This is a genomic window from Candidatus Dedyshia acidiphila, assembly GCF_051025295.1.
Lineage (GTDB): Bacteria > Acidobacteriota > Terriglobia > Terriglobales > Acidobacteriaceae > KBS-83.
Genome location: NZ_JBMGJV010000039.1, coordinates 15,943 through 37,864 on the forward strand (window position 1 = coordinate 15,943; position 21,922 = coordinate 37,864).

Sequence of the window (21,922 nt, forward strand, 5' to 3'; positions counted from 1 at the left end):
CCGGGGTAGGATAGGCGCATGAAACGGCTGCTCACCCTCGCGCTCCTCGCCTGCCTGCCTGCGGTCGCCTTCGCGAAAGACGATCTCTCGAAGTACACCGGCACCTACAAGGGCGAGACGCGCTCGAAGGGTGAGACGCGCGTGCAGGGGCGTGAGGGTGAGTTCGCCACCCGCCATCACACCATGACGCTCAGCCTCGGCGAGGACGGCTCCGCCACCCTCGCGCAATCGCCCGACGCCGAGCACGAGATCACGAGCTTCGCCCACTGGACTCATCAGGGCGACCTGATCAAGCTGACCTTCGACCCCGTCGACAAGCAGCCCACACCGGCGCCGATGACGTTCAAGATGGATCACAAGACGCTCACCGCCGCCACGTACGACCACTCGCTCTGGCGCACCCTGCCGCCCCCCACCATGAAGCGCGACAAGCAGCACGACACCAGCAACGACCTCTAGAGAAATGAAGCTGGCGCTGCTTCGGTTCATAAACCTGCTCATGGCGGCAGCGTGTCTCGCATTTCCCTCTCCCGCACAGCAGCCAACTGCGCAGGTGCCGGCGAACGATTGCACGAGCGCGGTACCAGCCGCCATCGCCAGACTTCACGACCCAAACGACATTGCCCCGGTGGACCTGGAAACCATGGCGCGCTGCCACGTTACTACCTCGGTCCCCCTGCTGCGGCGACTGTTCGACAAGCCTGGCGAACCGAAAGACGATCTGTACCCGGGCTTCACCAAGGCGAAAGTCGCGAACGTCCTGCTCAGGCTCGGTGTCAAGGACGGACCGTACTGGGACTTTCTCTCTGAACACGCACACCGGGTACTCACCGATCCGCCACCGACGCCCTTCGCGTACGACGAGAACGGGGCGGCAATCAAGACGGCTCCATCCGCAAGGTTCGTTATCTGGGCGAACAATCACAAGATGTCTCTCGAAGACGCCTTCCAGTACGCGACCTACGAGATGATGGCCACCATCGTTTTCATCGGCAGTGCAGACGACCCGCGCGCTATCCCAATACTGAAGCAAGCCTTGGCCCTGGATAACATCCTGATCCAGGCTCAGGCAGCCATGGGTTTGGCGGAACTTAACGTAACCGATGCTGTGCCAGATATCGTTCGCGCCTGTGCGGAAGCACCCCGCAGCGAAGCAGGTACGATCGCGAGGTCACTTGTCTATTTCGACACACCAGCCGCCCAGTCGGCAGTCGACAAGTACCTCGAGCCATCCGCTGCCCATGCGCTTCGCATGAGCCGCGCACAAGGCCAGACACCGTTTAACTGAGCAGCGGCCCAGCTCGGACGCCTTCCTGCTCCTGCTGGTCAATCCCTGTTCCCCCTTAGGCGAAGAAACGCCGAAGCCGAGCGCTACAATACCCCAATGCTGTCCGCTGTCCCCGCTGCCGCCGATTCCCTCGCCTGGGCCCACCCGATCGTTCGCGAGTGGTTCGTCAGCCGCTTCGGCACACCCACCGAGCCGCAGATCGAGGGCTGGCCCGCCATCCTCGCTGCCCGCCCCACCCTGATCTCCGCTCCCACCGGCTCCGGCAAGACGCTCGCCGCCTTCCTCATCTGCATCGATCAGCTCTTCCGCAAAGCCCTCGCCGGCACGCTCGAACCGCACACGGAGGTCGTCTACCTCTCGCCGCTCAAGGCGCTCTCGAACGACATCCGCAAGAACCTCGAAGAGCCTCTGCAGCAGATCCAGCAGCTCGCGCTCGAGCGCGGCTACCTCTGCCCGCCCATCCGCTCCGCCGTCCGCACCGGCGACACGCTGCCCGCCGAACGCCGCCAGCAACTCCGCCAGCCACCCCACATCCTCGTCACCACACCGGAGTCGTTCTTCATCCTGCTCACCGCCGAGAAGAGCCGCCAGAACCTCGCCCGCGTGCGCACCGTCATCGTCGACGAGATTCACGCCATGGCCGACGACAAGCGCGGCGCGCACCTCATGCTCTCGCTCGAGCGCCTCGACGCGCTCGTCTGCGGCGAGAACCGCCTCGCCCCGGGCTCCTTCATTACAGGCTTTGCCGCGGAACAGGCCCTCAGCCCGCCCACGTCCGTTTCTCCCACAACTTCGGACGTGAGCGACCATCGTGAGCGAACCGCACTGCACGAGCCGCAGGCTCCGCCGCCAGGACGGCGAGTCCCCCAGCGCATCGGCCTCTCCGCAACGCAGAACCCCATCACCCTCGTCGCCGACTACCTCACCGGATCACGTCACCGCGACTGTGCCATCATCGAGGTCGGCCGCCGCCGTCACTTCGACCTCGCCATCGAAGTCCCCAGCGAAGAGCTCGGCTCCATCACCACCAACGCCATCTGGGTCGACGTCCACAACCGCATGGCCGAGCTCGCGCGCGAGCACCGCTCCACCCTCGTCTTCGTCAACACCCGCTCGATGGCCGAACGGCTCGCCTTCCAACTCGGCGAGCGACTCGGGCATGAGAACGTCGCCACCCACCACGGCTCGCTCTCCCGCCAGCTTCGCCTCGAAGCCGAGCGCCGCCTCAAGGCGGGCGAGATTCAGCTCCTCGTCGCCACCGCCTCGCTCGAGCTCGGCATCGACATCGGTGCCATCGACCTCGTCATCCAGCTCAACACGCCGCGCGCGCTCGCACCCGCGCTGCAGCGTGCCGGGCGTGCGGGCCACTGGCGCGGCGCCACGCCCAAGGCGCGCTTCTTCGCCACCACGCGCGACGACCTCATGGAGCTCGCCGCGCTCATCCAGGCTATGCGCGCCGGCGCGCTCGATCAGCTCGAGCTCCCGCCCGAGCCACTCGACGTGCTCATGCAGCAGATCGTCGCCGTCTGCGCCGCCGAGCCCTGGCAGGAAGACGACCTCTACGCGCTCGTCACCCGCGCGCACCCCTATCAGCAACTGCCGCGCAGCACGTTCGATGAGCTGCTCTGCCTGCTCGCCGACGGCATCGAGTCCTCGCGCGGCCGCTACGGCGCCTACATCCTGCGTGATCGCGTCCACGGCCGCCTGCAGGCCCGCCGCGGCGCACGCTCCATCACCGTGCTCAACGGCGGCACCATCCCGGACACCGCCATCTTCTCCGTCATCCTCCAGCCCGACGGCATCCCCATCGCCACCCTCGATGAAGAGTTCGCCATCGAGTCCTCCGTCGGCGACGTCATCCAGCTCGGCAACGCCTCATGGCGCGTCTCTGCCATCGAGAGCGCCGGCAAGCTCTACGTCGAAGACGCGCACGGCCAGCCACCCTCGGTTCCCGTCTGGCGCGGCGAAGCCCCGCAGCGCACACCCGAGCTCTCCCGCTGGATCAGCGACCTCCGCCGCGACCTCGACGAGCGGACCCGCGGCCTCGTCCCCGGCTACCTGTCGCAGACCGACCCACACGTCGCCGCCACGGTGACGTGGCTCAAGGACGAGTGCGGCCTCAACGACGCCGGTGCCGAGCAGCTCATCGCCTACGTCGTCGCCGGCCGCGCCGTCCTCGGCACCGTCCCCACGCTCGACACCATCATCGCGGAGCGCTTTTTCGACGAAGGCGGCGGCATGCAGCTCATCCTGCACGCCCCCTTCGGCGGCCGCATCAACAAGGCCTGGGGACTCGCCCTGCGCAAGCGCTTCTGCCGCGGCTTCAACTTCGAGCTCCAGGCCGCCGCCACTGACAACGGACTCAACATCTCGCTCGCCGAGCAGCACTCCTTCCCTCTCGCCGACGTCTTCCAGTTCCTCACCACCAGCACCGTCACCGAGCTGCTCGAACAGGCCTCGCTCGCCTCGCCCATCTTCAAAACACGCTTCCGCTGGGACGCCACCCGCAGTCTGCAACTGCTACGGTTTCAGAAGGGCAAGAAGGTGCCCCCGCAGATCCAGCGCACCCGCACCGAAGACCTGCTTGCCAGCGTCTTCCCCCAGGCCGCCGCGTGCTTCGAAAACATCGAAGGCGACATCGAGATCCCCAGCCACCCGCTCATCCGTGAAGTCATGAAGGACGTCCTCGGCGAAGCCATGGACCTCGCCGGCCTCATCGATGTGCTCGCGAAGATCGACTCCGGCGCCATCCGCTGCCTCGCCGTCGACTCCACCGTGCCCTCCGTCTTCTCGCACGGCCTGCTCAACGCCAACCCCTACGCCTTCCTCGACGACGCCCCCGCCGAGGAGCGCCGCGCCCGCGCCGTCAACATGCGCGGCATGGTGCCCGATGCCCTGCTCGGCGAAGCGGGCCGACTCGATCCCGAAGCCATCCGCAGTGTTCGCGACGAGTGCTGGCCAGACATCCGCGACGAGCACGAACTGCACGACCTGCTCCACTCGCTCATCCTCGTGCCTGCATCGCTGCTCGACCACCCGCGCGCCCACGGCTGGAATCTCTTCTTCGAGCGCCTCCTGCGCCACTCCCGCGCGCTCGATAGCGGTGACTCCGCCGCCCACATCCTCGCGGCCGAGCGCCGCGACGACCGCGCCAACCTGCTCTCACCCAATCCCGATCTGCCGCTGTTACAAAAGGCGCTGCACGCCTGGCTCTCCATCCTCGGCCCGCAGACCGCCGATTCGCTCTCGAGCTACCTCAGCCTCGACACGGCCGCCGTCTCGAACGCCCTGCTCGCCATGGAGTCGCACGGCACCATCCTCCGCGGCGACTTCGACCCCGACCTTGTTGACACCACACCAGACGCGAGCGACCACCGGGAGCAAGCCCCACAACACGAGCCACCGGCTCCGTTGCCCGAACGGCCAGTCCAGTGGTGCGAGCGGCGGTTGCTGCAGCGCATTCACAAGCGCACCATCCACTCCCTGCGCCGCCAGATCGAGCCCGTCGCTCCCGCGCAGTACATGGACTGGCTCCTCGGCTGGCAACACCTCGCACCGCAAACGCAGCTCACCGGCGAAGAAGGCGTGCTTGATGCACTCCGCCAGCTCGAAGGCTTCGAAGCCCCGGCCATCGAGTGGGAGACCACGCTCCTCCCCCAGCGCGTCGCCAACTACGATCCGCGCTGGCTCGACACGCTCTGCATGGCCGGCGTCGTCGGCTGGGGCCGCGTCTCGCCGCACCCCGCCTTCCACGCGCCGGAGAGCGGCGCGCCCCGTCGCGTCGTGCCCACCAGCATGGCCCCCATCACCTTCTTCCTGCGCGAAGATGCGCACTGGATGGACGGCTGTCTCCGCGCGCGCGAGCTGCCGGAATCCGCCCTCGCCTGCTGTCTGTCACCCCTCGCGTTACGTGTTCGCTCGCAGCTCGAGCAGGCCGGTGCCGCCTTTGCCGCCGACCTCAGCCGCCAGCTCAGCGCAACGCTGCCCGAACTGCATCACGCCCTCTGGGAGCTGGTCGCCGCCGGCCTCGTCACCGCGGATGGCTACGACAGCCTCCGCGCCCTCATCGATCCGCGCCGCAAGTCCACCAGCAGCACGCCCTTCCGCATGCGGGGCACGACGCAGCGCGCCCGCAACACCGCCGGCCGCTGGAGCCTGCTCGTCGCCCCCGCGCCCGTGCTCGACAGCACGCTCAGCGCCACCGACGCTCGCCAGGCCACCGCCCTCGCTGACGCGCAACGCCGCGAGCAGCAAGCCGAATCCGCCGCCCTCGTCCTGCTCTGGCGCTACGGCATCGTCTTCCGCGACCTGCTGGAGCGCGAAACCAACATGCCCCGCTGGCGCGACCTGCTCGGCATGTTCCGTCGCCTCGAGGCGCGCGGCATCGTGCGCGGCGGTCGCTTCCTCTCCGGCTTCCCCGGTGAGCAGTTCGCGCTGCCCCAGGCCGTTGACTCCCTCCGCCAGTCGCGCCGCTCCTCACAGGACACCGCCGCAGTAACGATCTCCGCCTGCGATCCCGCCAACCTGGTCAGCATCGTCGTTCCCGGCGAGCGCCCGGCCGCCATCCCCGGCCGCACCGTCAGCTTCCGCAGCGGTCACGCCCTGCGCGACGATGCAGCAGGCCCCGTGCTCACCATCGACCCCTCTCTGCTCGAAGCCGCGGCGCCCGCGCAGCTCTCCCTCGGCCATGACTGAGCCGCCGCGCCAGGACGCACCACCACCCAAACCACGCGAAGGCGAGGACTACTATTGGGAAGGTCCGTACATGGTCTTCACCGCTGCGTGGCATCTCAAGCGCGGCACCTGCTGCGGCTCCGCCTGCCGCCACTGCCCGTACCAGCACATCAACGTCCCGCCGCGCCGCTAGTGCTGCTCACCAACGGCGCCGCTATCAGCACAGCCGCCTTCGCAATCCGCTTCTCATGGCCGCGCGCCATCACCGTCCAGCTCTGCTGGTCGGTCGAATACTCCTGCCGGAACTCGATTGTGTCCGGCGTGGTGAACGTATTCACCACGCGGTAGTACGTCGTCGTCGCGCCGTCAGGCACCTGCCACGGAAACGTCCACACATTCCCGCGAATCTCGAGCGCGCCCTTGCCCGCACCGCTGCCATCCGCAGGAATCGGATAGCTGGTGTAGCGATCGGCCTTGGCATCGTAGGTGAACACCAGCAGCGCCTTCGCATCCCCATCCACGGTCTGCCGGCAGGCCAGGTACGGCGCGCTCCGCCAGCAATCATTCTTCAACGTGTTCGTCTCGTGCGACGTCTTGCTGTGCGCCGTGTCCAGATGATCGATCTGCACCGACCAGGTGCCCGCATACGCCGCCACCGTATCGATGCCGGGCTCCGCAGCGATGCCGGACACACACGCCAGCATCAGCAACGGCAGTATCGCTCGTGCCCTCATGACAGCCCCTCCATATCTCGGACAGCGCCATCACTCTAGCCCGCGGCCATAACCGTCGCAATGTCAAAGCGCCATAGTCGCGGAAACACCTTGTCGGCACAACTCTCCCGCGGTACCCTCACGCCCAATTCCACTCTGCATGCTTTCTTCGAGGTCCGGTCCGTGCACACCTTCGCTCTTCGCGTAGCAGTCCTCTGCTCTATCGGCGGTGCGCTGTGCAGTGCGCCAGCGCAGGAGGCCACGCCCGCGTCGTCAGCAGACATACCGCGGCCGCTCAGCCCGTCTGTCTCCATCCTCGAAGGCCATCACGCTCCCTCAGGCACCCGCTATGCGCGCCTCTTCCTGATCGCATCGTCGGTCGCCGGCAGCGCCACTCCACCCCCCACCCTCACCATCCAGTGCACAGAACTCAACCGGAAACGCACTGTCAGTCTGTTCGTCAACTTTGGTGGGGTGACGGACCAAAGCTTCCCTGCTCCATTCCACCGCACAAATACAGAGCTGTTCCCGCCGCAGAACCCTACCCTCTCGCTCGACATGCGCTTCGTCGGTTACATCACCAGCAAGCCCTTTCGCCGCGACTGGGAGCAGCTACCCTCCGGCAATCTGCGCTACCGCAACCCTGGCATGGACAGCCGGAACCTGGACGGGCCCGCGTTCTTCCTCGGCTACCTTCGCTCCCTGCCCCAGCTCCGTATCGGCGACGCACATCGCAAAGATCCGGCGGCTAGCGCCGTCTTCGACACGGCCCCACTGCTCGACGCCATGCAACACACCGCGCTGTGCCAGTAGCTCACTTCCGAATCGGGAAGCAATTCCAACACGCCACCAGAACGGTGGCTTATCTTCCTTCGGAACTCGCTACACTGGTATTAGGGGTTGAGAAAGAGCTGGCTTGCTGGCCCGTGCGGCCATCGCTAACTCCTTTGCTCAGACATCTTTGCCAGTAACTCCCATGAATGACCACACTTAGCGGCCTCGCTGGAGCTAAGTGCCTGCGCATGTGACAGATAAGCTCCAGACCCGGGTTCGGGGAGGGGGGGAAGGTCCCCCCTTAGCGCACCAGCAAGCCTGTCCTCGGAAAGCTGAACGAGCCAGCGCGATCGTCGATCACATTCACCTGGCATACGTACTGCCCCGGCTTCAGGTCCTTCAGCGGCACGTCGAACTGGAACGCCACCACGTTGCGCGATGGGTCGGTCAGCTTGGTCGCCTCAATCAGCGGCGTCTCAAATACCTTCTTCGAGCCGGAGAGAAACTCGATAGAGGTCAGCAACCGAGGCTGTTGCGTCTGCCCCGCCGCTCCCTTCGATGGCCCGTAGACCTCGTACAGCAGGTAAAGGTGCCCATCCTGCCGGAACACGTGCGCAACGTTCGGCACCCACAATTGTCCGTCCTGGATCAGCGGGTCCACCTCGCGGCTCTTGCCCGGCGCCGGCTGCCGCTGGCTCGCCAGCACCACAGACGACAGCTTCACCGGCGCCTTGTTCAGGTCCGGCACATTGATATCGGTCTCGAACGAGCCCATGTGACCCGTCTCGTTCTCCCGCACCACGAACTTCAGGTGATACTTGCCCGCCGGAAGCGTGAAGCTGGTCGTGTACTGCACGTTCTTGCGTGAAACCAGCTGTTGCTGATCGACGGCCAGCTTCACCGTCTGCCGGATATCGCCCGCCGGATGCCCGGCCGCATCCTTCACCGCGCCGATGATGTCGATCGTCGCCTTGTCGCGATCGCCGCCCTTCACAAACGGGATCTGCGAGCCCGGCACGATCAGCGACACCGGGATGTAATACCGGCCACCGCCGACCTGGAAGTAGTACGCAGCAAGATACACCGGCACATCGGTAGCCGGCAGATCGCTCTCAAGCTGCTCGGTCAACTGCCGCTCGCGGTCTTCGCGGTTCGAGTGCTGGTAGTCCGCAGGCGCGTAATACCCCGGCCGGAACTCGAGCTTCACATCCGGCCGGTTCACCCGGATCTGCAGCTTGCGATAGCGCCCGTCGCGCGCCGGATTGCTCGAGCTGAAGCCGAGTACGTAGTACTCGGCCGTGTCATGCTCCATCGCCTGGAACGCAGGCGCGAAGTCGTTCGAGTCGCCAAAGAACCGGCCACCCGTATCCGCAGCCAGCGTCGACAGCACCTCCTGCGAGTTGAAGTTCGCATCGAGGTTGTTCTGGAACGCGCCGCCGTTGTACGCACTCACGCCGCGGATCGAGCCCGTCGACGCATCGCCCAGCGGCGAGATCGCCTGCAGCCCGCGCGTGTCCACGCTGTAGATCGCCAGGTTCGACCGCACCGCCGCGTTCGCCGCCGAGCGCAGCGACGCCTGGTTCTCAATGCCGTCGCGCTGAATGCCGCCCGAGAAGTAAAGCAGTGACTTCTTCTGGTTGATCGACCCGAGCGAGCGGGCAATCTCGGCAATCGCGTAGAGCTGGCGATCCGTGTTGAGGTCGTTGTACTCGCTCTCGTCCGGCGTGTAGCTGCCCGCGTCTTCCACCTGGTTGGTGGTTGCGTTGGCGCCCGGCGTGTAGCCGTTCTGCTGCCCACCGCCGTACCTGGTCACGGCAGTGAGCAGCCGCTGCTTATCCGCAGTGAAGTCCTGGTCCACGCTGAGCGATGCACTCAGCGACACAGCGGCCACCAGGTCCGCCGGCTGCATCTGCCGGTTGATGTAGTTGCGCGCCGCCTCGACCGAGCGAGTCAGATCGTCCGGCTGCATCGAGGTCAGGTCGAAGAACAGGATGATCAGCCGGTGGTTGCGCAGCGCATCGCCTGTCACGACCCCGGCAGCCGTGGCAGCAGCAGCGCGGCTCGTGTTGAGGATCGCGCCCTCGCGGCCGCTCACGGTCGCTTCGTTCAGCGGCGCCGCCTTGTCGATGTTCTGGAAGTCGAACGTCTGGATCGTCTGCGGCTTGCCGTTCTCAAGGATTGTGAAATCCTTCGCCGTCAGCCCCTCGATGACTGCGCCCGTCTTGCGATCGCGCACCACAACGTTCGTGAGCACGAGATCGCTCTGCACCTTAAGAACGTAACTGTTCTGGGTCGGTGTGTTCGTATCGCTCGACGGCGCGGGCGTTTGCTGGGCGCTAATAGCCGCAGGCAGCAGCATGGCCAGCAGAAGGATAGAGAGCACTCCGGGAGCGCGCATCAGTAACGGAACCTCGCGACGAAGGTGATCTTGCGCTGTGCGGCGGTCGCGGTCACCTGTCCGTAGGTGTTCGAGCCGAGGTTGGTGTCCACGCCTGCGTACTGGACGGTATTGAACACGTTGTCCGCCGTGGCCCGCATCTCGAGGTTGCGCATTTCGCCAAAGCGGATGGATTTGGACAAGGACGTATCGAAGGTCACCGTGCCCGGCCCCGGAATCGAGTAGCGCGACGCCGTCCCATACACCTGGCCCGCCGCGAAGTCGCTGCTGAAGGCCTGCGTGTTGAACCAGCGGTTCAGCCTGCCGCCGCCCGCGGTCAGCGATGTGCCGCTGACGCGATTCGGCCGAAGCGACCCGGTGCTGCCGCGCGCCACATCGGCAATGTTCGCCACGAAGTGCGGCGTCAGCGGCTCACCCGTGGCGAAGCCAAAGCTGCCCGATACCGACGTGTTCGCCAGCAGGTGCGAGCCCCAGCTTCCACTGGTCAGGAAGTGCGCATCCGGGCCGAAGGGCAGCTCATAGACGAAATCGCCCTTGACGTTGTGACGTATATCGAAGGAGGAGTTCGACTCCTCAGCGCGGATGTTCTGCCAGTTCTGCGCGACCACAGCCGTGGTGCCGCCATTGCCGCCGATCGCGCTCGCATCATCGATCGCATGCGAGTAGGTGTACGTTGCGCCGAGTGCGATACCGCTCTGCATGCGGCGTCGCAGACGAACCGTGCCCGCGTTGTAGTTAGAAAAGCCGATCGAATCCGAGTAGTTGTAATATGCACCGCTGAGCGATGCGTCGCTCGTCCGGCCCGGTGCGGTCAGCACGTCCAGCCGTGCTCCCTTCGCCCCGTTATAGCCCACGTTCAGCACGATGCCTGCCGGCAGCGTGCGCTGCACGTCGATGTTCCACACCTGCACGTAAGGCAGCCGGAAATTCTTGTTCACCGAGTAGTTGCCGGTGGCCTGCGGCGTGCCAAATCCGTTTGCCAGTGTGATGTCTGCGCCCTGTGTCGCCTGATTGGTCTGCACATCCGCGAACGGCGGCTGGAAGGCAAGGCTCTGCACGAAGTTCACATACTGCCCGTTCGCGTAGTTGATGGCGTAGCCGCCGCGCACCACCAGGTTGTGCGCCGCACGCCACGCGAAGCCGATGCGCGGAGAAAAGCTCCGCCGGTCCGGGCGAATCAGCGAGTCGGGATAGCTGCCGGTGAACGGACCGACACCGCCGGCCAGCACCGTCGCAACCTGGGTGAAGTCGCGGCTGGGGTCAATCGTTGCGAGCCGGTTGGTCTTCTCCCCATACGGTGAGAAGTACTCCCACCGCAGCCCGGCAAGCACGGTCAGGTTCGAGCGCAGGCGCCAGTCGTCCTGCACGAACAGGTCGTACACATTTTCGCGTAAGTAGGCCTTCTGGTAGGGAGCCTGCAGGGTGGTCTGCTGCGGCGTGCCCAACAGGAAATCTGCCAGTGACGAGCCAGTGCGCGGCTGTCCATTGCCTTGATCTGTGCCTGTGCCGTTAAGGGTGCTCGAGCCCGGCTGCTGTGTAATCAGGCCGGTGAAGATAAAGGTGCCAGTCGAGTTGGTCTGTCCGATCGTGTTCAGGTTCACCCGCTTGTAGTCGCCGCCAAACTTCACGTTGTGCTTGCCGCGCACCCACGAACTCGACTCCGTGATGCCGATCGACTGGTTCACCTGCGAGTTCGGCTGCTGCTCGTTCAACCCCGAGAACTGGACCAGCGTGACGCTGGGCAGGCCGTAGTTGATCGGATTCACGGCCGCGCCATTCAGCACATGGATGCCGAGCCGGCTCGCAATGTCCTCGCGATTGGTGAACAGGTTGGCAAGCTGCGTATCTGTCCGGTTCAGGCTGGCGCTGATGGTATGGGTAAGCCGGTTGCGGCTGAGCGTGTAGCCCGCCTGCACAGAGTACTGGTGCACCTGCTCGGAGCCGCCGAGCTCGGGAAACAGATTCAACTGGTCGGATGCACTATGCGAGTAGTTGAAGTTGGCGTTCACGCTGTGCTGCACACCCGGAGCGCTGGCACCGGTGAACTGTCGAAGCATGCTCGAGATCGCTGTGCCGCTGCCGAAGCTGCGGTTGTAGCGGACGCCAACCTGCGTCGTGTGGGTGGTCGCTGTGGTCAGCCGCTGATAGTTCTGCCGATTGCCAGTCACGGCGGCGGTGCTGATATTCGGCAGCGGCACATAGCCCAGCAGCGCCGCAGCCTGCGGGCTGATCCGGTTGGCCGGGATCACATTGCCGGCAAAGGGCTGCCCCGTGGACGGATCGTAGATCGTGGGCTGGCCCGCCGCAGAGAAGTTCCCGTCGCGTTCGAACGTATCGGGGACGGTGCCGTATTCATCGAACGGGGCGGAGGTGCGATTCCCGATCAGCGACAGAAACAGGAAATCCTTCTTGTCGTTGTCGATCAGGTGAGGAATGTACGGCGCGCCGGCGTAGATCAGGCCGTATCGGTTGGAGCTATAGGCGGGTTTGCCGACCGGCTGCCCGCGCAAAGCGAAGTCTTTCGCGTCGAAGACACTGTTGCCCGCGGTGTAGAAGATTGCGCCGTGCGGGCGGCTCGGGTTGAAACGGCGGAAGTTGAACCCGCGCCCAGCGCCCGGTCCCCCACCACCCGGTCCACCACCAAAGCCGCCGCGTCCTCCGCCACCGCCGCCGAAGCCCTCGAAGTTGCCGCCCTGCCGTTGCCCTGGAATCTGCGCGAGAGTCTGCTGTTGCTGCATGTTCTCGATGTTGTCGCGCATCTGGTCCTGGTTGATGCCGGCGAAAGGATTGCTCGTACCGCTCTGGCCGGTGACGGCGACGGACTCACTCGAGAAGTCACTGTTCTGCGCAGCCGAGGGCACCGCGGGGGCCCCACCGCCTTCGCCGCCCGCAGTCGCTCCCAGGGCGCCAGCCAGCAGTCCCAGGTTCTGCGCACCGCCACCCGCATACTGCCGTGCGCCGCCGCCATTGCGAGTGCCTGCCCCAGCCGGGCCGAAGCCGCCCGCGGCTGGCCCCCGCGGCCCCGACTGCTCGGCCGGCTCGCGCGATGCAAGCACAAGGCCGAAGTCGGCGGCGGCCGATGCTGCGCCACCATGCAGCAGCACCTCGTGCGTGGCCGCGGCGAAGGCGGCGAACTCGGCCCGGATCACGTACCGGCCATCCACATCGATGTGCAACGTGTACGCGCCGCCTGCATCGGTCGCCGTCACAAACTGCTGCCCGGTCAGCGTGTTCTTCGCGGTCACGGTCACGCCGGGCAGCGGTGTCGGGCCGGACTTCACCACACCCGTCACGGTGCCCCCGGCTCCCGGCTGGGCAGTGACAGACGCGTCCGGAGCAGACAAGGCGGGAGCCTGCGCTGGTGGCGGCGCAGGCGGCGCTGCCTGCGCCCACGCAGGCAGGTGCACTGCGAGCAGCAGCGCTGCCGCTGAACCGGTCCGCTTCATCGGGCCTCTGCGCCTGCGTCCAGCCATGGTTCGTGTCCCTTCAGGTCGAAGACAGTCAACGTCGTCGCGGTGAACACGCCGTTGACCACTTGTCCCTCTGCTCTGAATCCCCGACCTGGTTGCAGGTCGGCAAGCGTCACAGCGTCGCGCTTCTCGCGGAAGGAGGTGTTCTCGTCCACCGCAATCGTTTGATCCACGCCGTCCAGCCGATGCACCTCAATGCGTGTTCCGCGAATCGCCGTAATCTTCCCGGCGCTCCATGTCTTGCCCAGGCCCTCGCGCGCCTTCCGCACCTCTTCGGCGGGGATATCAATCAGGATGGCCGCACCCACCGAGTGCTTCTTCGCGTCCACATTGCCCGCAGCGAATACCATGTCGCCGGTCTGAATATCGGCCGCGCGCACTGGGTCGCGGCCGCGCATCAGCCGTGTATTGACTCCGTACAGGATTTGCCAGGGCACGCCTGCATCTGTCTTCACTGCCAGGGACCCCTCATTTTTGCCGTGCGGTGTGCTCGCCTCGACGGTGCCGCGCAGTGTGCTGTCGCGAGAGAACTGCGCCCAACCCTGATCATCTTCCTGATCCTGTTGCCCGCGCACGGGCAACACGACGATGAGCCCGCACAGGGCCAACGCCATCACCACCCGGCGCCACGATGCTTCCGGAAGCCATCTCTTCTGCATCCTTAGTGCCTCCATAGACGAGGATGTGCCTCGAAAGGACGCGGTGCCAGGGTTTGGCATGTTCCCTTGACGGCCGGATGAATCCGCCGCCGCACATTGCGCGTCGTCAAATCGACCGCTTCGGGTCACTTCTTCTCATCCCTGCGCCGCCCGACTGCATCTCTCAGAGGTTCCTACAACAGGAGGTCAAAACGGAACTGCGGGATTGCAAAAGACATCCTGTCCGATGTCACTCATTGCCGGTCTGGCGCGTCCAATCTCAGGCGCTTTGTTCAGCCTCGGCCATCTCTGTCGGCCCTCTGCACTCTCCAGCCACTCGGCTTTGTTCAGCCAGTCAAGGGGAAGTGCTAGGCTGTGCGAGCAACGGCGGACGACTGCATGAGTTCCTATTCCGAGGGTTCCGGAAACCGAATGGCAACAGCAGTAGAGATCACTACGCCTGGCCTGCTTCCTGCACTCCGCGCCGCGCGCCGGCAGAGTCTTGCCCTTTGTACGCCGCTGACTGCGGAAGACATGATGGTGCAGAGCTGTCCTGAGGCAAGTCCCGCCAAGTGGCACCTGGCCCACACCACCTGGTTCTTCGAGACCTTCGTCCTTCGCCCTTACCTATCTGACTACCGCCCGATCAACCCTGACTTCGTCTGGCTGTTCAACAGCTACTACAACGATGTCTCCGTGCAGCCGGAGAAGAAGCTGCGCGCCTCCTTCTCCCGGCCCAGCCTCGCGGACATCCTGGCCTATCGCGAGCATGTCGAAGAGGCGATCGAACAGCTTGCGCTCTCCGGACTGGACGACGAGGCAGCACGCCGTATCGAGCTCGGCATTCATCACGAGCAACAACATCAGGAGCTGCTCTGTTACGACATCAAGAATGCCTTCTGGTCGAATCCACTGCACCCCGTTTACACCGAGGGCGGCAGCCTGGCCGGTGAAGCAGCGCCGCTGGACTGGGTCTCCTTCGAGGGCGGCCTCAAGGACATCGGCCATGCGGGCGAGGACTTCGCGTACGACAACGAGTCACCGCGTCACACCGTCTTCCTCGAACCGTACGCACTTGCCACTCGTCCAGTGACCTGTGCCGAATACCTCGCCTTCATCGACGACGGAGGCTACGCGCGTCCCGATCTCTGGCTTTCTGAGGGATGGGACACCGTACAGGCCCAGCACTGGGAGGCCCCGCTCTACTGGCGCAAGGCCGACGGCGAGTGGATGGTCTTCACCATGCGCGGATTGCGCCCGCTGAGCGAACTCGCCGGCACGCCCGTCTGTCATGTGAGCTATCTCGAAGCGGAGGCGTTCGCTCGGTGGTCCGGTCATCGCCTGCCGACCGAGGCGGAGTGGGAGTACGCTGTCGCTTCGGAACTGACAGCCGCACCGGAGGCTGCGAACCTGCTCGAGAGCGAAAGCTTCCACCCAACAGCGGCTATCCGCAGCGGTTCACGGCTGCAGCAGGTCTACGGCGGCGTTTGGGAGTGGACACGCAGCGCCTATCTCGGCTATCCCGGCTACCGCGCGCCCGATGGTGCGCTCGGCGAGTACAACGGTAAGTTCATGTGCAACCAGATGGTGCTCCGCGGCGGTTCGGCAGTCACACCGCGGTCTCACATCCGCTCCACCTATCGCAACTTCTTCTCACCTGCGACCCGCTGGCAGTTTGCTGGCATTCGCCTTGCCAAGGACAGCCCGGCTGTCCCGATCCTGACCCAGGGGAAAGCACTCTCCGTATGAACGCACTGAGCCGGCCCGTATTGAACGAGGCCGCCTGCACGCCCATGGGCGCGGAGGTCCTGCGCGGGCTCTCCGCACGTCCGCGCAGTCTGTCGCCGTGGCTCTTCTACGACGAGAAGGGCTCCGAGTTGTTTGAACAGATCACCGAACTCGACGAGTACTACGTCACGCGCACAGAACGCGCGATCTTTGCCGAACAGGCCGATTCGATCCTCGCAGCCGCCGCGGCTCCCACCCCAAATGGGCTGCAGCGCGACCTCAGCCTCATCGAGCTTGGCGCAGGCACCGCGACCAAGACCGGCCTCCTGTTGAGCGCGGCCGCACGTCGCCAGGCGCGAGTTCCGTACCACGCGATCGACGTCTCCTCGTCTGCGCTTGACGCCGCGCGTCAGCACCTAACCACCATCCCCGGGGTGCAGTTCTCCTCGCAGGTCGCTGACTATACCGACGGTCTCGGCCAGATCCCTGCAAATGGGACACGACGCATGGTGCTCTACATCGGTTCGAGCTTCGGCAACTTCGAGCGGCTGGACGGGCGCCAACTGCTGCGCAGCATCTCGAACCAGCTCTCCCCCGGCGACCTGCTGCTGCTTGGCGTCGACCTGGTCAAGGACGTCCCAACTCTCATCGCCGCCTACGACGACGCAAGCGGCGTCACGGCTGCGTTCAATCGCAACGTGCTGACGCGTATCAATCGCGAACTCGGCGCGGACTTCGACCTGATCAAGTTCCGCCACAAGGTCCGCTGGAATGGTGAACAGTCACGGATCGAGATGCACCTGGAGAGCCTGATCGCTCACGAAGTGACCATCCCGTCCCTCGATCTGTCGGTCAGCTTCCGCCGCGGCGAGACCATTCACACCGAGAACAGCTACAAGTTCACCGTGGATGGCATGCGCCAGCTTCTGTCACAGACCGGGTTCCATGTGGCCGACGTGTGGACCGACCCGCAGCACTGGTTCGGCGTCTTTCTCGCACGCGTTCACTAAGCCGCTGAGTCCAAAGCCCCGCCGCATCCCGGCGGGGCTTTTCACTGTCCGCAGCCACTCTAAGTATCACCGGAGGCTGAATAGAACGTTGGACGTTTCGCCGCCCGCCTACTGCGGCACATGCCGCCCCTTGCTTTGCTCAGCTACACTCCTGCCATTCGACTATGCAGATCCGTCACGCAAGCGAAGCCGACATCCCCACAATCCTGATGCTCGTCCGTGCGCTCGCCGAGTATGAGCGCGAGCCCGAGGCTGTGCTGCTTGGTGAAGCCGATCTGCGTCGCGATGGCTTCGGCGCGAAGCCGCTGTTCGAGTGCCTCATCGCCGACGACAACGGCGAGCCTGCCGGCTTTGCCATCTACTTCCCGATCTACTCGACCTGGCGTGGCGCGTCCATCCATCTCGAAGATCTGTTTGTCGTTCCGTCACATCGTGGCCACGGCATCGGCAAGGCGCTGCTCGAGGCCGTGGCGGCAACCGCAGTCGAACGCGGCTGTGCGCGCCTGCAGTGGGACGTCCTCGACTGGAATCAGCCGGCGATCGACTTCTATCGCAGCCGCGGCGCAGTCATGCTCGAGTCGTGGCGCATCATGCGCGTCACCGGGCCGGCCCTGCGAAGCCTCGCCGGGACCATCGAGACGCCGCGCACGTAAGCCGTTACACTGGCACTCGTCTTCGGAGGACCCACGCCGTGTCTCTGCGCACCCGCCTTGCTTCTGCCACGCTGCTCACACTCACGACCGCTGCCGCCGCACTCGCGCAGGCGGCGATGCCGAGCATCGACTTCCGCCCCGACACCAAGGTGTGGGTGATCCAGGCGGGCGAGTTCACCTACGCCATGGGGGTGAACGATCGCAGCGGGTTGCAGGCCATCTACTGGGGCCCACGCGTCACGCGGGCCGCAGACTTCCCTGCCGCGCACAGCCTGCCGGAGTGGTCCTCCTTCGACGTGTCCGCGACGACGACGCCGCAGGAGTATGCGGGCTGGGGCAGCGAGCTCTACACCGAGCCGGCGCTCAAGGCGACCTTCGCCAGCGGCAACCGAGACGTGGTGCTCACCTACGTCGACCAGCACCAGACCGAGGACGCCAACAGCCGCACGCTCGACATCACGCTGCGGGATATCAAGCAGCCGCTCACCGTGCACCTCTACTACAAGGTCTACAGCGGACAGGGCGTGCTCGAGCGCTGGTCCACCATCGAGAACCGCACCCAGGAAGACGTCACGCTCGAGCAGGCGGAGAGCGCGACGTGGAGCCTGCCGCGCACCGGCGACGCGATCAGCGGGCAGGACTACATCGCGCACTGGCTGACCGGGCGCTGGTCCGGGGAGTGGCAGTTGCACTCGGCACCGTTGCAGACGGGCAGCCTGGTGCTCGAGAGCCGACGCGGCTCAACCAGCCACCAGGCCAATCCGTGGTTCGCGCTCGAGGGACCAGGCGGCGGCAGCGAGGAGTCGGGGCCGGTCTACTTCGGCGAGCTGGGCTGGAGTGGAAGCTGGCGCATGACGCTCGAGCAGACGTCGTTTCGGCAGGTTCGTATCACCGGCGGTTACAACCCGTTCGACTTCGGGTATCGGCTGAAGCCGGGTGAGTCGCTGACTACGCCGCCGTTCTATGGCGGGTTCACGAGCGGCGGCATGGGCGAGGCGTCGCGCATTCTGCACCGCTTCCAGCAGGGTGTGATTCTGCCGGGCGCGCCCAAGCCGAAGCTGCGGCCGGTGCTCTACAACTCGTGGGAGGCGACGGAGTTCAACGTCAGCGAGGCGGGGCAGATCGCGCTGGCCGAGAAGGCCGCGGCGCTCGGGGTGGAACGGTTCGTCATCGACGATGGCTGGTTCGGACAGCGCAAGGACGATCACGCCGGCCTCGGCGACTGGTACGTGAACCAGGAGAAGTTCCCGCACGGGCTGAAGCCGGTGATCGATCGCGTGCACCAGCTCGGCATGGACTTCGGCATCTGGGTCGAACCGGAGATGGTGAATCCGGATAGCGATCTCTATCGCAAGCATCCGGAGTGGGCGATGAACTTTCCCGGTCGGCCGCGGACCGAGGGGCGCAACCAACTGGTGTTGAACCTGGCGCGGCCGGACGTGATGGAGTACACGTTCGACTGGCTGGACAAGCTGGTGTCGAACAATCAGATCGACTTTCTGAAGTGGGATTACAACCGCAACTGGGCGGAGCCGGGCTGGGATGCAGTGCCGGTCGCGGATCAGAAGAAGATCTACGTTGCGTACGTGAACAATCTGTACGCGATCATTGATCGGCTGCGGGCGAAGCACCCTGGGCTTGAGATCGAATCGTGCTCGGGTGGCGGTGGCCGCGTCGATCTCGGCATCCTGCGGCGCACGGTCGAGGTCTGGCCGTCGGACAACACGGACGCGCTCGACCGGCTGTCGCTGCAGGACGGCTTTACGCATGCGTACACGCCGGGCGTGATGATGGCGTGGGTCACCGATCCGCAGCCGACGCGACAGACGCCGCTGAAGTTCCGCTTCCTGGTCGCGATGGAGGGCTCGCTCGGCATCGGAGCCAACCTGAACCACTTCACGCCGGAGGACATGGCGACGAGCAAGGACCTGGTCGCGTTCTACAAGTCGATCCGGCCGACGGTGCAGCAGGGCGCGCAGTACCGGCTGGTCGCGCCGTCGCGTCCGGGCGCGCCAAGCGAGCGGGCCGCGACCGAATACGTATCCGAGGACGGCACGCATGCAGTCGTCTTCGCGTACCTGCACTCGTCGAACTTCGGCGATCCGTATCCGCTGGTGCGGTTGGCCGGGCTGGATCCGCAGGCGCTCTATCGGCTGCATCCGCTCGATGCGAAGCAGGTGCGCAATCCGCAGACCGAGGCCTCGGGCAGCTACTGGATGCATCACGGCCTGGAGCTAACGCTCCACGGCGACTACGACAGCACGGCCGTTGTGCTCGAGCGGGTTCGCTGAGTTGGTGGGTGGCTGCACCAACCTACCCCTCCCCCCTCCCCGCACCGGGGTTTCGGGGTAAGTCGATGCTGGACGCACACTTAGCCGCCACGGGGCGGCTAAGTGTGGTGATTCACGGGAGTTACTCGCAAAGATCTCTCCGGGAAGGAATTAGCATTCGCCGCTGCGCGTCTGACTCGTGCCTGGAGTTGTGCTCTATTTCCAGTGTAGCGAATGCGGGTAGGTGGGTACGTCAAACAACTTAGGCGATCCTCTTGGGTGCGCTCCGAAATGGGAAAACAGAGAGATTTGCTTGAGAATCGGTTCGAGTCCCTATACGCTGCACCTCGTATGCCCTGGATTTGGACAAACCTAGACAAGATCGGCGCAATTATCACTTTCGTGGCTGCCTTTTGCACGTTCATTGCTGCCACTTGGAAAAAACACAAAAAGGTTGCGGTGTGGACTGGCAGCGTAACACTCATTGGCTCTCTTTTATCTCTGATCGCAAGTTTCAGCAGTACGCGGTCGCAAGCAGCTTTTCAACAGAAGGTGGTGGACAGCCAAAGAGCGATTCTCGAAAACGCAGGCAAAATTGACCGCCAAGTGAGCGATGCCAGCACGGAGCTTTCGGGTCTGCAGAGCAAATTAGGTGACGAAAAGGATGCCGTAGATCGGTTGACAGGACACGTCAACCGTGGCACGAAACAGGTGATGGGGCAGCTCTACCGCGGTAGCCGCGTCTCACTGCGCAGACAAGACAGCTTCTTTGTCGAGATTCCGGTCGAAGAGACGGATAGGGGCCTCGGAGTCGCATGGGATGCAAGCCTCTCGGATCCGTTGTCAAGTACATTCAGTAGACTCCGAGGAATAGCAGAGGCGCCGCAGGACCCGCACGAATTCTCTAGCTATTTAGCTCGATTGCTTCAGTGCTATTCGTCTGAATTGATCTTCGACGTTGCGAATCCGCCAGTTACCTTCTCCGCAAGCGCCGGCCATGTTGCTGCAACTGGGGCCGCACCGCTGCTTGTACCCGAACCGGAGGACTATACAATCGAAGACTGGCTGTCTCTGACCGACACGCTCCCGCTCCATTACGATTCTGTCATTCCACGGGACACATGGCTACCAAAGGTCTCGCAGTTCCCACGTGGAACCCAACTTGCGTTCACAACGGGTCCAGCAATTGGAACTTATGGCTTTGTTATGAAGCGTGCGCCCGATTACTCGCTGATTCTGACAATCAGTGGCTACAAACTTGGAGAAGGAGTACTGCCGCAGGGCTTTACTCCTCTGAAATCACACCGCACAAAGCAGTTCTTTGTTTACTCATTTCAGATACGTACCCTATTCAATTGGACGGGGGATAGAGATCAGGGCGCGCAGTATCAAACATGGGCAGACGCGATCGTAGCGGACCTTCGGAAAAAGCTGACTGTTCCTGCGGCATCTGATACATCGAGCCCGAGGTAATTACCTCGCAAGGTGGCAGAGAATTCATGGCTGCCCCTGCGTACCTCCAATGTGTCTGTCGTTGTGCTCTGTTCCGGTGTGGCGATTTCGCATCGCGGGTCTGGCCGACGGAAGCGGGCTCTCCCACGCAGATGCCCGAACAGGCAGACCCTGGCTTGAGCTGAGGTCGAGGTAGGCTCAAGCGCTCCGGGTCGCTCAGGGCCGGATTGCCTGCCTGCACGACCAAACAAGAGAACCAGGCGATTCGCACGTGGGATCGGCCGGCGGCCACCAGTTGGTGCCGCGCGGCGTCCTAGCTTGTGTGCTGGTTCCCGAATTCATGCGCGAGTGGGCTCGTTGCCACGTGCTGCGGCCGTTGCTGCGTGCGCTGCGGGGTGGGGTCACACCGCGAAGGCTGGCATGGAGCCTGGCGTTCGGCATGGTGGTTGGCATCAACCCGTCGGTCGGGTTGACGACCATTCTCGTGCTCCTGCTGGCGTGGATGTTCCGTCTCAGCAAGGTGGCATCGCTGGTCGGAACACATCTCGTGGCGCCGCTGCACCTCTTACTGTTTCTGCCCTTCATCGAGCTGGGCGTGATGTTGTTCCGTACCGGCAAGCTGCCGATGGATCGCAGGCAGCTCGAGCACCTGAGTCATCATCCGATGCGGCTCTTCCATGAGATCTGGAAGTGGGAGTGGCACGCATTGATCGTTTGGAGCCTGATCGCGGCAGTGATGATGCCGGTGCTCGCGATGTACCTGCGGCGGGTTCTTGTGCTGCTGATGCGGCGGCACAGAACATTGGTGCGCTCACGACCAGCAGTGCCGTGAGTTGTTAAATTCGGTAAAAAAA

At 64.5% G+C, this 21,922-nt stretch carries 15 protein-coding genes; 11 read left to right on the plus strand and 4 right to left on the minus strand.

The annotated features are described in order from the left end of the window. The first annotated feature begins 18 nt into the window (after positions 1–18). The 4 genes from AC5IJH_RS14670 to AC5IJH_RS14685 all read left to right on the plus strand — a co-directional run bounded on the left by AC5IJH_RS14670 (position 19) and on the right by AC5IJH_RS14685 (position 6,155). On the plus strand, positions 19–459 hold the full coding sequence (locus AC5IJH_RS14670; RefSeq protein WP_491903576.1) for a hypothetical protein: 441 nt from the start codon (positions 19–21) through the stop codon (positions 457–459). Positions 460–463: 4 nt separating this feature from the next. Beyond that, positions 464–1,288 (plus strand): HEAT repeat domain-containing protein, encoded by an 825-nt coding sequence (locus AC5IJH_RS14675; protein WP_491903577.1) that lies wholly within the window; start codon positions 464–466, stop codon positions 1,286–1,288. Between the two features lie 96 nt (positions 1,289–1,384). Beyond that, a complete protein-coding gene (locus tag AC5IJH_RS14680; RefSeq protein ID WP_491903578.1) occupies positions 1,385–5,983 on the plus strand; it encodes a DEAD/DEAH box helicase in 4,599 nt (1,532 codons plus the stop codon). Further along, the gene (locus AC5IJH_RS14685) at positions 5,976–6,155 is read left to right on the plus strand and encodes a C1orf53 family protein (RefSeq protein ID WP_491903579.1); all 180 of its coding nucleotides are present in this window, start codon (positions 5,976–5,978) and stop codon (positions 6,153–6,155) included. The genes AC5IJH_RS14680 and AC5IJH_RS14685 overlap by 8 nt, the downstream gene beginning before the upstream one ends. On the opposite strand, the gene AC5IJH_RS14690 is transcribed toward AC5IJH_RS14685, so the two are convergent. Beyond that, entirely contained in the window at positions 6,133–6,696 is a 564-nt protein-coding gene (locus AC5IJH_RS14690) for a hypothetical protein (RefSeq protein WP_491903580.1), read from the minus strand. The two genes, AC5IJH_RS14685 and AC5IJH_RS14690, sit on opposite strands and share 23 nt — an antisense overlap. 162 nt (positions 6,697–6,858) lie before the next feature. Between AC5IJH_RS14690 and AC5IJH_RS14695 the strand changes: the two genes are divergently transcribed. After that, positions 6,859–7,488, plus strand: a complete 630-nt coding sequence (locus AC5IJH_RS14695) for a hypothetical protein (protein WP_491903581.1) — start codon at positions 6,859–6,861, stop codon at positions 7,486–7,488. A gap of 262 nt (positions 7,489–7,750) precedes the next feature. Here the strand turns inward: AC5IJH_RS14695 and AC5IJH_RS14700 are convergent, their stop codons facing one another. The 3 genes from AC5IJH_RS14700 to AC5IJH_RS14710 are packed head-to-tail and all read right to left on the minus strand — an operon-like array spanning position 7,751 to position 13,976. Then, positions 7,751–9,847 carry a VWA domain-containing protein gene (locus AC5IJH_RS14700; protein ID WP_491903582.1) on the minus strand — a complete coding sequence of 699 codons (2,097 nt, stop codon included), beginning with the start codon at positions 9,845–9,847 and terminating at the stop codon, positions 7,751–7,753. Beyond that, positions 9,847–13,293: a TonB-dependent receptor gene (locus AC5IJH_RS14705; protein ID WP_491903583.1), complete on the minus strand. Its 3,447-nt coding sequence runs from the start codon at positions 13,291–13,293 to the stop codon at positions 9,847–9,849. Before AC5IJH_RS14705 ends, AC5IJH_RS14700 begins: the two co-directional genes overlap by 1 nt. Further along, complete coding sequence (locus tag AC5IJH_RS14710) at positions 13,290–13,976, minus strand: DUF5666 domain-containing protein (protein WP_491903584.1); 687 nt, start codon at positions 13,974–13,976, stop codon at positions 13,290–13,292. The genes AC5IJH_RS14705 and AC5IJH_RS14710 overlap by 4 nt, the downstream gene beginning before the upstream one ends. Positions 13,977–14,387: 411 nt before the next feature. Between AC5IJH_RS14710 and egtB the strand changes: the two genes are divergently transcribed. From egtB to AC5IJH_RS14740, 6 genes are all read left to right on the plus strand, one after another. Beyond that, entirely contained in the window at positions 14,388–15,704 is a 1,317-nt protein-coding gene (gene egtB, locus AC5IJH_RS14715; protein ID WP_491903585.1) for an ergothioneine biosynthesis protein EgtB, read from the plus strand. Further along, positions 15,701–16,693: an L-histidine N(alpha)-methyltransferase gene (gene egtD, locus AC5IJH_RS14720; protein ID WP_491903586.1), complete on the plus strand. Its 993-nt coding sequence runs from the start codon at positions 15,701–15,703 to the stop codon at positions 16,691–16,693. The genes egtB and egtD overlap by 4 nt, the downstream gene beginning before the upstream one ends. 164 nt (positions 16,694–16,857) lie before the next feature. Continuing rightward, on the plus strand, positions 16,858–17,346 hold the full coding sequence (locus AC5IJH_RS14725; protein ID WP_491903587.1) for a GNAT family N-acetyltransferase: 489 nt from the start codon (positions 16,858–16,860) through the stop codon (positions 17,344–17,346). A 116-nt stretch (positions 17,347–17,462) separates the two neighbouring features. Continuing rightward, complete coding sequence (locus AC5IJH_RS14730; RefSeq protein ID WP_491903590.1) at positions 17,463–19,637, plus strand: alpha-galactosidase; 2,175 nt, start codon at positions 17,463–17,465, stop codon at positions 19,635–19,637. A 330-nt stretch (positions 19,638–19,967) separates the two neighbouring features. Further along, on the plus strand, positions 19,968–21,089 hold the full coding sequence (locus AC5IJH_RS14735) for a hypothetical protein (protein WP_491903588.1): 1,122 nt from the start codon (positions 19,968–19,970) through the stop codon (positions 21,087–21,089). A 250-nt stretch (positions 21,090–21,339) separates the two neighbouring features. Further along, a complete protein-coding gene (locus AC5IJH_RS14740) occupies positions 21,340–21,900 on the plus strand; it encodes a DUF2062 domain-containing protein (RefSeq protein WP_491903589.1) in 561 nt (186 codons plus the stop codon). The last annotated feature ends 22 nt before the right edge of the window (positions 21,901–21,922 follow it).

What these genes read in the sequence shown, in the direction of transcription:
- AC5IJH_RS14705 (WP_491903583.1), bottom strand. Translation starts at nt 13,293, where the DNA reads ATGAAGCGGACCGGTTCAGCGGCAGCGCTGCTGCTCGCAGTGCACCTG.
- AC5IJH_RS14700 (WP_491903582.1), bottom strand. Translation starts at nt 9,847, where the DNA reads ATGCGCGCTCCCGGAGTGCTCTCTATCCTTCTGCTGGCCATGCTGCTG.
- AC5IJH_RS14690 (WP_491903580.1), bottom strand. Translation starts at nt 6,696, where the DNA reads ATGAGGGCACGAGCGATACTGCCGTTGCTGATGCTGGCGTGTGTGTCC.
- AC5IJH_RS14675 (WP_491903577.1), top strand. Translation starts at nt 464, where the DNA reads ATGAAGCTGGCGCTGCTTCGGTTCATAAACCTGCTCATGGCGGCAGCG.
- AC5IJH_RS14730 (WP_491903590.1), top strand. Translation starts at nt 17,463, where the DNA reads ATGCCGAGCATCGACTTCCGCCCCGACACCAAGGTGTGGGTGATCCAG.
- AC5IJH_RS14670 (WP_491903576.1), top strand. Translation starts at nt 19, where the DNA reads ATGAAACGGCTGCTCACCCTCGCGCTCCTCGCCTGCCTGCCTGCGGTC.
- egtD (WP_491903586.1), top strand. Translation starts at nt 15,701, where the DNA reads ATGAACGCACTGAGCCGGCCCGTATTGAACGAGGCCGCCTGCACGCCC.
- AC5IJH_RS14685 (WP_491903579.1), top strand. Translation starts at nt 5,976, where the DNA reads ATGACTGAGCCGCCGCGCCAGGACGCACCACCACCCAAACCACGCGAA.
- AC5IJH_RS14710 (WP_491903584.1), bottom strand. Translation starts at nt 13,976, where the DNA reads ATGCAGAAGAGATGGCTTCCGGAAGCATCGTGGCGCCGGGTGGTGATG.
- AC5IJH_RS14735 (WP_491903588.1), top strand. Translation starts at nt 19,968, where the DNA reads ATGCCCTGGATTTGGACAAACCTAGACAAGATCGGCGCAATTATCACT.
- AC5IJH_RS14680 (WP_491903578.1), top strand. Translation starts at nt 1,385, where the DNA reads ATGCTGTCCGCTGTCCCCGCTGCCGCCGATTCCCTCGCCTGGGCCCAC.
- egtB (WP_491903585.1), top strand. Translation starts at nt 14,388, where the DNA reads ATGGCAACAGCAGTAGAGATCACTACGCCTGGCCTGCTTCCTGCACTC.
- AC5IJH_RS14725 (WP_491903587.1), top strand. Translation starts at nt 16,858, where the DNA reads ATGCAGATCCGTCACGCAAGCGAAGCCGACATCCCCACAATCCTGATG.